Origin of the sequence: Amycolatopsis thermophila, assembly GCF_030814215.1 — a bacterium.
Lineage (GTDB): Bacteria > Actinomycetota > Actinomycetes > Mycobacteriales > Pseudonocardiaceae > Amycolatopsis_E > Amycolatopsis_E thermophila.
The window spans coordinates 5,854,739-5,866,772 of the sequence record NZ_JAUSUT010000001.1 but is presented as its reverse complement, the minus strand read 5'-3'; the positions used below and the strand labels follow the sequence as shown (position 1 = coordinate 5,866,772).

Annotated in this window: 9 protein-coding genes; 7 read left to right on the top strand and 2 right to left on the bottom strand. The window is 73.7% G+C overall.

Translation table 11 applies throughout. The annotated features are described in order from the left end of the window. Positions 1–38 precede the first annotated feature (38 nt). The 6 genes from FB470_RS28815 (at position 39) to FB470_RS28790 (ending at position 6,411) form a co-directional block, all read left to right on the top strand. Positions 39–626 carry a TetR/AcrR family transcriptional regulator gene (locus tag FB470_RS28815; RefSeq protein WP_306996547.1) on the top strand — a complete coding sequence of 196 codons (588 nt, stop codon included), beginning with the start codon at positions 39–41 and terminating at the stop codon, positions 624–626. Between the two features lie 58 nt (positions 627–684). Further along, entirely contained in the window at positions 685–1,401 is a 717-nt protein-coding gene (locus FB470_RS28810; protein WP_306996546.1) for a GH25 family lysozyme, read from the top strand. A gap of 57 nt (positions 1,402–1,458) precedes the next feature. Beyond that, positions 1,459–2,697 (top strand): cysteine--1-D-myo-inosityl 2-amino-2-deoxy-alpha-D-glucopyranoside ligase, encoded by a 1,239-nt coding sequence (gene mshC, locus FB470_RS28805; protein ID WP_306996545.1) that lies wholly within the window; start codon positions 1,459–1,461, stop codon positions 2,695–2,697. Between the two features lie 122 nt (positions 2,698–2,819). Next, positions 2,820–3,407: an ArsR/SmtB family transcription factor gene (locus FB470_RS28800; RefSeq protein WP_306996544.1), complete on the top strand. Its 588-nt coding sequence runs from the start codon at positions 2,820–2,822 to the stop codon at positions 3,405–3,407. A 989-nt stretch (positions 3,408–4,396) separates the two neighbouring features. Continuing rightward, a complete protein-coding gene (locus FB470_RS28795) occupies positions 4,397–5,647 on the top strand; it encodes an MFS transporter (protein WP_306996543.1) in 1,251 nt (416 codons plus the stop codon). Continuing rightward, positions 5,587–6,411 carry a metallophosphoesterase family protein gene (locus FB470_RS28790; protein ID WP_306996542.1) on the top strand — a complete coding sequence of 275 codons (825 nt, stop codon included), beginning with the start codon at positions 5,587–5,589 and terminating at the stop codon, positions 6,409–6,411. Before FB470_RS28795 ends, FB470_RS28790 begins: the two co-directional genes overlap by 61 nt. Here FB470_RS28790 and FB470_RS28785 read toward each other — a convergent pair. Continuing rightward, positions 6,394–7,512, bottom strand: a complete 1,119-nt coding sequence (locus tag FB470_RS28785) for an MFS transporter (RefSeq protein ID WP_306996541.1) — start codon at positions 7,510–7,512, stop codon at positions 6,394–6,396. The two genes, FB470_RS28790 and FB470_RS28785, sit on opposite strands and share 18 nt — an antisense overlap. Beyond that, positions 7,509–8,423 carry a PAC2 family protein gene (locus FB470_RS28780; protein ID WP_306996540.1) on the bottom strand — a complete coding sequence of 305 codons (915 nt, stop codon included), beginning with the start codon at positions 8,421–8,423 and terminating at the stop codon, positions 7,509–7,511. The genes FB470_RS28785 and FB470_RS28780 overlap by 4 nt, the downstream gene beginning before the upstream one ends. Before the next feature lie 51 nt (positions 8,424–8,474). Between FB470_RS28780 and metH the strand changes: the two genes are divergently transcribed. Further along, positions 8,475–12,026 (top strand): methionine synthase, encoded by a 3,552-nt coding sequence (gene metH, locus FB470_RS28775; protein ID WP_306996539.1) that lies wholly within the window; start codon positions 8,475–8,477, stop codon positions 12,024–12,026. Positions 12,027–12,034: the final 8 nt, after the last annotated feature.

Genomic DNA, 12,034 nt, shown 5'->3' with positions numbered 1-12,034 from the left:
ACGGGCGTGTAAGACCGGTGTCCAGCTAGGGTGCTCCCGTGGGTCACCGGGAAGAGCTGCTGGCCGCCGCGCGACGGCTGCTCGAGGAGAAGGGCTACGCGCACATCACGGCGCGCGACCTGGTCGCGGCGTCGGACACGAACCTGCACTCGATCGGGTACCACTTCGGCTCCAAGGCGGGGCTGCTCAACGCCGCGATCGGCGAGGTGTTCGAGGAGTGGACCGACAAGCTGGCCGGGATCGCGATGGCCGAGCCCGCCGTGCCGCCGATCGAACGGGGACGCCGGGCCTGGGCGGCGATGCTGGACAGCCTGCCCGCCAGCCGCGCGCTGCTGCTGTCCTATGTGGAGGCCCTGGCCCAGGCCGAGCGGACCGAGTACCTGCGGGAGCAGTTCGCCGAGCACTACCGCCGCTGCCGGGCGAAGGTCGCCGAACTGGTCGCGCGGTCGCTGGCCGACGGCACCCCGGCCGACGACCCGCGCTGCCGGGCGGTGGCCAGTTTCGTGATCGCGATCTGCGACGGGCTGGCCGTGCAGTGGCTGCTCGACCCCGACGGCGCGCCGACGTCGGACCAGCTGACGGCCGGGCTGGACGCGATGTGGGCCGCGTCGTTCCCCGGCGCCTGAGTCACCCGATGCGGTCACGCGCCGCGCGCTCGCGGACACCGGGACTTACGGTCCGGACGTGGCCGAGAAAGTGATCTTCCGGATGGTGGCGGTGCTCGTCGCCCTCGCCGCGGTGGTCGGCTTCGCGCCCGCGGCGTCCGCCCAGCCCGCGGCGCAGGTCGCCGGGTTCGACATCAGCGCCTCGCAGGGCGTGCCCGACTTCGCCGCGGCCAAGGCGGCGGGCGCGGGGTTCGTGTTCGTCAAGGACACCGCCGGCGTCGGGTACGTCAACCCGAACTACCTGGCGCAGTTCCGGGCCGCCAAGGCCGCCGGCCTGTACCGGGCGGCCTACCACTACGCGCGGCCGGACAAGACGGGCGGGGCCGAGCAGGCCGCCTACCTCCACACCAACGACGGCAAGTGGTTCGCCGACGGGATGACGCTGCCGCCCGCGCTCGACCTGGAGGACACGCCCAACGTGGCGCCCTGCTACGGCCTCGCGCCCGCCGACATGGTCGCCTGGATCCGCGACTTCAGCACCGAACTGCAGCGGCGCACCGGCCACACCCCGATCATCTACACGACGAACCTGTGGTGGCGGGCCTGCACCGGCAACAGCACCGCCTTCGCCGCCGACCACGTCCTCTGGCTGGCCCGCTACAACACGTCGATGGGCGAGGTGCCCGGCGGGTGGACGGCGAAGTTCTGGCAGTCGGCGGTCGCCGGGCCGCTGCCCGGGAACCAGGACACGTTCTTCGGCGGCCCCGGCGAACTGCGGTCGCTGACCGCTTCGTGAGGCGAACCGATCCCACCGGGCGGGACGGTTCAGCGGGACGCCACCTAGGGTTGGGGTATGAAGACTTGGTCCTCGGTGCCGCTGCCCTACGTGCCGGGCACTCCACGCGCACTCCGGTTGTACGACACCTCCACCGGTCAGGTGCGCCCGACCGCGCCGGGCAAGACGGCGCGCATGTACGTCTGCGGCATCACCCCGTACGACGCCACGCACCTCGGGCACGCGGCGACCTACCTCGCGTTCGACCTGGTCAACCGGGTGTGGCGGGACAGCGGCCACACGGTCCACTACGTGCAGAACGTGACCGACGTCGACGACCCGCTGCTCGAGCGCGCCGAGCGGGACTCCGACGACTGGGTCGTGCTGGGGCTGCGCGAAACCGCCCTGTTCCGCGAGGACATGGAGGCCCTGCGGGTGCTGCCGCCGAAGCAGTTCGTCGGCGCCGTGGAGAGCATCCCGGAGATCGTCGAGGTCATCTCGAAGCTGCTGGCGCACGGCGCGGCCTACCGCGCCGAGGACGCCGAGTACCCGGACATCTACTTCGACCACACCGCCACCGGCCGCTTCGGCTACGAGTCCAACTACGACGCCGAGACGATGGCGAAGTTCTTCGCCGAGCGCGGCGGCGACCCGGACCGCCCCGGCAAGCGGGACCCGCTGGACGCCCTGCTGTGGCGCTGCGCCCGGCCTGGTGAACCGTCGTGGGAGTCGGAGCTGGGCGCGGGACGTCCCGGCTGGCACATCGAGTGCAGCGCCATCGCGGTCAACCGGCTCGGCATGGGCTTCGACGTGCAGGGCGGCGGCTCGGACCTCATCTTCCCGCACCACGAGTACAGCGCCGCGCACGCCGAGGCGCTCTCCGGGGAGCACCCGTTCGCCCGGCACTACGTGCACTCCGGCATGATCGGCCTGGACGGCGAGAAGATGTCCAAGTCGCGCGGCAACCTGGTGTTCGTGTCCCGGCTGCGGGCCGACGGCGTGGACCCCAACGCGATCCGGCTCGCCCTGTTCGACGGCCACTACCGCAGCGACCGCTCGTGGACCGGCGACCTGCTCACCACCGCGCAGGCCCGGCTGGCCCGGTGGCGGGAGGCGGCGGCGCTGCCGACCGGCCCCGAGGCCGACGACACGGTCGCCCGGCTGCGCGACCACCTGGCCGACGACCTGGACACCGTCAACGCCATGCGCGCGGTCGACGCGTGGGCCGACGAGGCGCTGCGGCAGGGCGGGCGCGATTCGGGCGCGCCGGGCCTGATCCGCGTGGCGGTCGACGCGTTGCTCGGCGTCGAACTCTGATCAGCGTATAACGACCTATACGGCGCGGCTCCGGTGCGGGGCCGCGCCGTTGCCGTTGACGGGCCCCGCGGTGACGTGAAAGAGTTGTTTCGAAAGGATTCTTTCACAGATCGGGGACTGTGATGGCCGAGCTGCCGCCGCGACGGCGGGTCCGGGACGCGGAGCTGATGCGCGCGCTGGCGCATCCGCTGCGGTCGGCGTTGCTGAGCTACCTGATGGCCGTGGGGCCGCGCACGGCGACGGACTGTGCCGAGGCGGTGGAGTCGTCGGCGTCGAACTGCAGCTGGCACCTGCGGCAGCTGGCGCAGTGGGGGCTGGTCGAGCGGGTCGAAGCCACCGACGGCCGGGAACGCCCGTGGCGGGCGGTTCCGGTCGGGCTGGACTTCGGCGAGTTCGCGACCGACCCCGCGGTGCGGACGGCTCAGCTGGCCGAGGCGGCCGCGCGCCTCACCGAGGACGGCGTGCTGGGGCAGCGGTTCCTGGACACGATCGGCGAGTTCGACCGGGCGTGGCAGGAAGCGTCGGTGCTGAACACCTACGCCCTGCGGATCACCCCGGAGGAGCTGGCCGCCCTCAACGACGCGATCGACGCGCTCGTGCGCCCCTACGTGGCCACCCTCCGCGCCGACGCCCCGGAGGGTGCCCGCCCGGTCCACGGCAGCTGGCGGGCGTTCCCGCGCGTCGAGGCGAGCGGGAGGCCCAGTGAGTAGCGCGGGCCCGGCGGCGCCCGCCGCCGGGCGGGTGTCCAGGCCCGCGAGCCGGGTGCGGGCGTTCCGCCCGACGGGCCAGGGGAGGGCGCTCGGCCCGGCGGGCCGGGGTAGCGGGCTCGGCCGTGGGCGGATCCGGAACTTCGCCCGGCGACCCGGTGGCGCGCCACCCGGTGCGGGCAGCCGGCCGGCGCCGGATGTGCGGTGGGAGCGTGGCGAACCAGGCCGGGGGAGCGCGCCCAGTCCCTCCCGGGAACCGGCCCCCGCGGCGGGCTCCCAGGCGCCCGGTGCCCGCCCGGCCCTCGGCGAACCAGCCCGGGGAAGCATGACCATTCCCTCCCGGAATCCGGCCACCCCCGGCACCCGGGCGCACGGCGCCCGCCCAGCACGCCGGACCGGGGGACTCATGGCTAGCCCCTCCCGGGGACCGGCCCCCGCGCCGGGCCCCCATGCGCCCGGTGCTCGCCCGATGCCCGGCGAGCCAGGCCGGGGAACCGTACCCAGCCGCTCCCGGAATCCCGCCCCCACTTGGGTCACCCGGGCGCGCGGTGCCCGCCCGACGCCCGGCGCTGCAGGCCGGGGGAGCCCTTCCCGGGAACCGGCTCCCATCTGGGGCACCCGGGCGCGTGATGCCCGCCCGGCACCCGGCACACCGGGCCGGGGGAGCCCTTCCCGGGAACCGGCCCCCACTTGGGTCACCCGGGCGCGCGGTGCCCGCCCGACGCCCGGCGCTGCAGGCCGGGGGAGCCCTTCCCGGGAACCGGCTCCCATCTGGGGCACCCGGGCGCGTGATGCCCGCCCGGCACCCGGCACACCGGGCCGGGGGAGCCCTTCCCGGGAACCGGCCCCCACTTGGGTCACCCGGGCGCGCGGTGCCCGCCCGGCACCCGGCACACCGGGCCGGGGGAGCCCTTCCCGGGAACCGGCTCCCATCTGGGGCACCCGGGCGCGTGATGCCCGCCCGGCACCCGGCACACCGGACCGGGGGACTCATGCCTAGTCCGCTCCGCAATCCGGCCTTCGCGCGGCTGTGGGGTGCCGGGTTGTTCGCCGAGACCGCCGAGTGGATGTTGCAGGTCGCACTGCCCCTGCACATCTTCGCGCTCACCGGCTCGCCCGCGGCGACCGCCGCGACGATGGTCGCCGGCGTGCTGCCCGCCGTCGCGCTCAGTCCGGTCGCCGGTGTGCTCGCCGACCGGTGGAACCGCCGCCGCCTGCTCGCCGCGGTGTGCGCGGGCCAGGCGCTCGTCGCCGTGCCGCTGGTGTTCGCCGGACGCGAACTGCCGCTCGTCTACCTCGTGATGGCCCTGCAGTCCGGTCTCGCGGCGCTGTTCGAACCCGCCCGCGGCGCGCTCGTCCCGGCCCTCGCCGGACCAGAGGAGACCACCGCGGCCAACGGGGCGATCGGCGTGGGCACGTGCGTCGCGCGGCTGGGCGGCAGCGCGGCCGGCGGGGTGCTCCTCGGGATCGCGGGACTCGGTGCCGTCGTCGCCGCCTACGCGGGCGCCCTCGCCGCGGCGATCGCCGTCCTGCTGCCGCGGTTCGCCGAACCCCGCCCGGCCCGGCACGCCCCGGCGCTCCGGGCGTGGCTCGACGGGTTCACGGAGATCCGCCGTGACGTGCGCCTCCGGCTCGTCGTGGCCATGACGGCCCTCATGTCGGTGGGACAGGGAATGTTCGTCGTCCTGTTCGTCCTGTTCGTCAGCGGCCCGCTGGGCCGGGGTGAGGCGGAAACCGGTCTGCTGCGCGGTGTCCAGGCGATCGGCGGGCTCGCCGCGGGCCTGGTCCTCACCCTCCGCCGCGCCGCACCCGCGCGCCTGCTGAGCTGGGGCACCGTCGCGTTCGGCCTCACCGCCGCGGTCATCTGGAACGCGCCCGCCCTGACCACGGCCTTCGGTGTCTACATCGGACTGTTCATCGCGATCGGCGTCCCCGTCGTGGTGCTGGGCGCCGGTCTGCTGTCGGTCGTGCAGGAGGTCAGCTCGCCCGGCACCACCGGACGGGTCCTGGCCACCGGGTTCGCCGTCCAGGCACTGGCCCAGGTCGCCGGCATGCTCGGCGCCGGCACGCTCGTCGGCCTGTTCGGCCTGACCGCACTGCTGAACTTCCAGGCCGGCCTCAACCTCGTCGCCGGGCTGCTCGGGGTCGTCTGGCTGGTGCGCCGCCCGGCTACGGTGGAGCCGTGCCCCTCCTCTACGCCACCAGCGACCTCCACGTCACCCACAACGGGAACGCGCCGCTGATCGACGAGATCCGCCCGGATTCGCCGGAGGACTGGCTGCTCGTGGCGGGCGACGTCGCCGAGAAGATCGACGCCGTCGTCGGCACCCTCGCCACGCTCAAGGACCGCTTCGCCGAGGTGGTGTGGGTGCCGGGCAACCACGAGCTGTGGACCATCCCGCGCGGCGGCGGCGAGCTGCGCGGCGAAGCCCGCTACCAGCACCTCGTCCAGCGATGCCGCGAGATCGGCGTCCGCACCCCCGAGGACGACTACCTGGTCTGGACCCACGCGGACCGCCCGCTCACCATCGCCCCGCTGTTCCTGCTCTACGACTACAGCTGGCGCACCCCGCGCGCGGAGAACGCGTCGCTGGCGGAGGCGCTCGACCAGGCCCGCGAGGCGAACGTGGTGTGCACCGACGAGTTCTACCTGCACCCCGACCCGTTCCCGAGCCGGCAGGACTGGTGCGCCCACCGCCTCAAGGTCAGCGAACAGCGCCTGGACCAGATCCCCTCCGGCCACGGCACGGTGCTGATGTCCCACTGGCCGTTGCACCGGCATCCCACCGGCCCGCTGCGCTGGCCGGAGTTCGCGCTGTGGTGCGGCACCACCCGCACCGAGGACTGGCACCTGCGCTACCGCGCCGAGGTCGCCGTGTTCGGCCACCTGCACATCCCGCGCACCACCTGGGCCGACGGCGTCCGCTTCGAAGAGGTGTCGCTGGGCTACCCGCGCGAGTGGCGCCGCCGCGAGCGCGGGCCGATCCCGCTACGCCGCATCCTCTGACCGGGGTTTCAGCGCGACCAGCGGGATCGTCAGGGCCAGCGCCGCGGCCGCGACGAGGAACCCCAGCGCCGGGCTGCGGTGGTAGAGGCCGGTGAACACGGCGGGCGAGGCGGACATCCCGAGGAACCGCAACGCGGTCACCACCGAGATCGCGCCACCGCCCCCGTTGCCGTTCCCGCCGAGCACCGTCGCGTTGACCCCGACCAGGATCAGCTGCCCGCACACCCCGCCCACCGCCCAGGCGATGGTCACCGCCGGCAGGACCGGGAACAGCCCGATCGAGGCCATCGCCGCCGCGCCGAACAGCAGCCCGGCGGCGACCGCCACGCGCGGCCCGAACCGGTCCGACGCGGCACCCACCAGGCGCGCCGCGACGAACCCGGCGATGCCGTAGGCGGTGAGCACCAGCCCGCGCACGCCCGGGGGCAGGGCGAACAGGTCGTCGACCCGGAAGGCGACCAGGAACGGCAGCCCGGCCAGGCACGCCCAGGCCAGGAAGACCACGGCGCCCGCCCACAGCACGACCGGCCGCCACGCGTCCCGCAGCCGCTCGGCGACGGCTCCGGACGGGGCGTCCGGCGGCAGCGGGCTCAGGGCGAGCACCAGCGCGACGGCCGCGATACCGGCGAACGCCCAGCGCCAGTCGCCCTCCGCGGCCAGGCCGCCGACCAGGGGCGCGGAGGTCTGCCCGAGCGCCTGCATCGCGCCGAACGCGCCCAGCGCGCGGCCCAGCCGGTCGGACGGGGTGATCGACGCCAGCTTGGTCAGCAGCAGCGGCGTGGTGAACGCGTTGGCCACGCCCTGCAGCCCCCGCGTGACCTGGAACAGCCAGAACCACGGTGCGAGCGCGGCCAGCGCCGCCGCCAGGACGTAGCCGGCGTAGGCGACCCGGATCGTGCGCACCGGGCCCCAGCGCGCCCCGTACGTGCCGGACACGAGCATGACCAGCGCGAACGGCAGCAGGTACGCGGTCAGCGAGGACGCCGCGGTGCCCGGCGAGACACCGAAGCTCGCCGATAGTTCGGGCAGCATCGAGGAGACCACCCCGGCCCCGAGCAGGCCACCGACGTACAGCGCGGCCCGGGCAGGCCGCTCGCTCACCGGCCGGCCGGTCCCGGTCCTTCCGCGCCCGGACGGCGGCGGCGCAGGTAGCGCTCGAACTCGGCGGCGATCTTCTCGCCGCTGGACTCCTCCAGCGTGATCGCGATCTCGGCGTCGCCGCGCTCCTCGAGCGAGCGGACGTACTCGGCGATCTCCTCGTCCTCCTCGGCCATCTCGCTGACCGTCTGCTGCCACTCCTCGGCCTGCTCCGGCAGTGCGCCCAGCGGCACCTCGACGTCCAGGACGTCCTCGAGCTTGTGCAGCAGCGCCAGGGTCGCCTTCGGGGAGGGCGGGTGGGACACGTAGTGCGGCACCGCCGCCCAGAGGGAGATCGCCGGGATGCCCGCCTGCACGCACGCGTCCTGCAGGATGCCGACGATGCCGGTCGGGCCCTGGTAGCGGCTGCGCTCGAGCCCGAACCGCGCGGCGGCCTCCGGGTCGTAGGCGGTGCCGGTGACCGGGACCGGGCGGGTGTGGGCGGTGTCGGCGAGCAGGGCGCCCAGCGTGACGACGGTGGTCACGGCGAGCTCCTCGATGTGGCCGAGCAGCTCGTCGCAGAAGGCGCGCCACCGCATGTTCGGCTCCGGGCCGGTGACCAGCACGATGTCCTGGTCGTAGCCGGGCGGGTGGCAGATGGACAGACGGGTCGTGGGCCACTCCACGCGCCGGGTGACGCCCTCGACCATCCGCACCGTCGGGCGGCTGACCTGGAAGTCGTAGTAGTCGTCCGGCTCGAGCTCGGCCAGCGGCTTGGCGTCCCAGCTGAGCTGGAGGTGCTCCAGGGCGGTGCTGGCCGCGTCGCCCGCGTCGTTCCAGCCTTCGAAGGCGACGACCATGACCCGTTCCCGGGACGTCGTGCCCTCCGGATCGGGGTGCTCCGCTTGTGGAATCGCGTCGGCTGGATCACTCACCCACCCAGCCTACGACCCCCGGGGCACCGGGGAGACCGTAGCCTGGACGTCATGTCGGATCGCTCTTCGTCACCGCTGCTGGACGCCCTCGCCGCCCGTGTGGTCGTGGCGGACGGGGCGATGGGCACCGCGTTGCAGGCGCACGACCTGTCGCTGGACGACTTCGCCGGCCTGGAGGGCTGCAACGAGATCCTGAACGTGACGCGGCCGGACGTGGTGCGCGGCATCCACCGCGGCTACCTGGAGGCCGGGGCGGACGCCGTCGAGACGAACACCTTCGGCGCGAACATGGCCAACCTGGGCGAGTACGGGATCGCCGGCCGCATCGCCGAGCTGGCGGAGGCCGGGGCGCGGCTGGCGCGCGAGACCGCCGACGAGTTCGCCACGCCGCAGCGGCCGCGGTTCGTGCTGGGCTCGGTCGGGCCCGGCACCAAGCTGCCCACCCTGGGCCACGCGCCGTACGCGCAGTTGCGGGACGCCTACGTCGAGCAGGTCACCGGCCTGCTGCACGGCGGGGTGGACGCGGTGCTCGTGGAGACCTCGCAGGACCTGCTGCAGACCAAGGCCGCGGTCCTGGGCGCCCGCCGGGCGATGCGCGCCGCCGGCCGGGAGGTGCCGGTGATCGCGTCGATCACGGTGGAGACCACCGGGACGATGCTGCTCGGCACCGAGGTGTCGGCGGCGCTGGCCGCGCTGGAGCCGCTGGGCGTCGACGTGATCGGGCTGAACTGCGCGACCGGCCCGGCGGAGATGAGCGAGCACCTGCGGACGCTGTCGAAGTCCGCGCGGGTGCCGCTGTCGGTGATGCCGAACGCGGGCCTGCCGGAGCTGGGCCCGGACGGCGCGGTGTACCCGCTGACCCCCGAGGGCCTCGCCGAGGCGCTGTCGGGGTTCGTCCGCGAGTTCGGGGTGGGCCTGGTCGGCGGGTGCTGCGGCACCACCGGCGAGCACATCCGGCAGCTGGCCGAGGCGGTGCGCGAGGTCGAGCGGGCGCAGCGACGGCCCCGGCACGAGCCGGGCGTTTCGTCGCTGTACCAGGCGGTGCCGTTCGCCCAGGACGCGTCGGTGCTGATGGTGGGGGAGCGCACCAACGCCAACGGGTCGAAGAAGTTCCGCGAGGCCATGCTCGAGGGCCGCTACGAGGACTGCGTGGAGATCGCGCGCGAGCAGACCCGCGACGGCGCGCACCTGCTGGACTTGTGCGTGGACTACGTGGGCCGGGACGGCGCGGTGGACATGGCCGAGCTGGCCGGGCGGCTGGCCACGGCGTCCACGCTGCCGATCATGCTCGACTCGACCGAGCCGGCGGTGCTGCAGGCCGGGCTGGAGCGGCTCGGCGGCCGGTGCGTGGTCAACAGCGTCAACTACGAGGACGGCGACGGCCCGGACTCCCGCTTCCAGAAGATCATGCGGCTGGTGTCCGAGCACGGCGCCGCGGTCGTGGTGATGTGCATCGACGAGGAGGGCCAGGCCCGCACCGCCGAGTGGAAGGTCCGGGTCGCCACCCGCACGATCGAGGACCTGGTCACCAACTGGGGCATGCGGGTGTCCGACATCGTGGTGGACTGCCTCACCTTCCCGATCACCACCGGGCAGGAGGAGACCCGCCGCGACGCGCTGGAGACGATCGAGGCGATCCGCGAGCTCAAACGCCGCTACCCGGAGGTCCAGACGACGCTGGGCATCTCCAACGTCTCCTTCGGGCTCAACGCCGCCGCGCGCCAGGTGCTCAACTCGGTGTTCCTGCACGAGTGCGTCGAGGCCGGGCTGTCCACTGCGATCGTGCACGCGTCGAAGATCCTGCCGATGGCGCGGATCCCGGACGACCACCGTGCGGTCGCGCTCGACCTGATCTACGACCGGCGGCGGGAGGGTTACGACCCGCTGCAGAAGCTGATGGCGCTGTTCGAGGGGGTCTCGGCGGCCTCCAGCCGCGCCTCCCGCGCCGAGGAGCTGGCCGCGCTGCCGCTGTTCGAACGCCTGGAGCGGCGGATCGTCGACGGCGAGCGCACCGGCCTGGAGGCCGACCTGGACGCGGCGCTGCGGGAGAAGCCGGCCCTGGACATCGTCAACGACACCCTGCTGTCGGGCATGAAGACCGTCGGCGAGCTGTTCGGTTCCGGCCAGATGCAGCTGCCGTTCGTGCTGCAGTCGGCCGAGGTCATGAAGACCGCGGTGGCCTACCTCGAACCGCACATCCAGGAGCAGAGTCAAGGCGACGTCCAGACCAAGGGGAAGATCGTGCTGGCCACGGTCAAGGGCGACGTGCACGACATCGGCAAGAACCTGGTCGACATCATCCTGTCGAACAACGGGTACGACGTGATCAACCTGGGTATCAAGCAGCCCGTGAACGCGATCCTGGACGCCGCCGAGGAGCACGGCGCCGACGCGATCGGCATGTCCGGTCTGCTGGTGAAATCGACGGTGATCATGAAGGAGAACCTGGAGGAGATGAACTCCCGCGGGGTCGCCGGCCGCTGGCCGGTGCTGCTCGGCGGCGCGGCGCTGACCCGCACCTACGTGGAGAACGACCTCGCCGAGCTCTACCACGGCGACGTCCGCTACGCGCGGGACGCGTTCGAGGGCCTGCGGCTGATGGACACGATCATGGCCGCGAAGCAGGGCCGGGCGCCGGAGATCAGCGCGGAGGAGGAGGCGCGCAGAGCCGAGCGCAAGGCCCGCCGCGAGCGGTCCCTGCGCATCGCCGAAGCCCGCAAGTCCGCCCGAGAGCCGGAGGCCCCCATTCCCGCCCGTTCCGATGTAGCGACCGATGTGCCCGTGCCCGTGCCGCCGTTCTGGGGCACCCGCGTGGTGAAGGGCATCCCGGTCGCCGAGTACGCCGCGCTCCTCGACGAGCGCGCGACGTTCCTGGGGCAGTGGGGCCTGCGCGGTGCGCGTGGCGGCCAGGGGCCCAGCTACGAGCAGCTGGTGGAGACCGAGGGCCGTCCGCGGCTGCGCTACTGGCTGGACCGGCTGGCCACCGACGGGGTGCTGCAGCACGCGGCGGTCGTCTACGGCTATTTCCCGGCCGTGGCCGAGGGCGACGACCTGGTGGTGCTCACCGGGGCGCACGCCGACGCGGGCGAGCGGGCCCGGTTCACCTTCCCGCGCCAGACCCGCGACCGCTACCTGTGCCTGGCCGACTTCTACCGGCCGCGCGAGACCGGTGAGGTCGACGTGCTGCCGCTGACCCTGGTCACCATGGGCCAGCCGATCGCCGACTACGCCAACGAACTGTTCGCCAACGACGCCTACCGCGACTACCTCGAGGTCCACGGCCTGGGGGTGCAGCTGACCGAGGCGCTGGCCGAGTACTGGCACCGCCGCGTCCGGCAGGAGCTGCGCTTCGCCAGCGGCCGCGCGGTCGCCGACGAGGACCCGCGCGACGTCGAGGACTTCTTCAAGCTCGGTTACCGGGGCGCCCGCTTCTCCCTCGGCTACGGCGCCTGCCCCAACCTCGAGGACCGCACGAAGATCGTGGACGTGCTGCACGCCGAGCGCATCGGCGTGAAGCTGTCCGAGGAGTTCCAGCTGCACCCGGAGCAGTCCACCGACGCGATCGTGTGCCACCACCCCGAAGCCAAGTACTTCAACACCTGAAGGAGAGG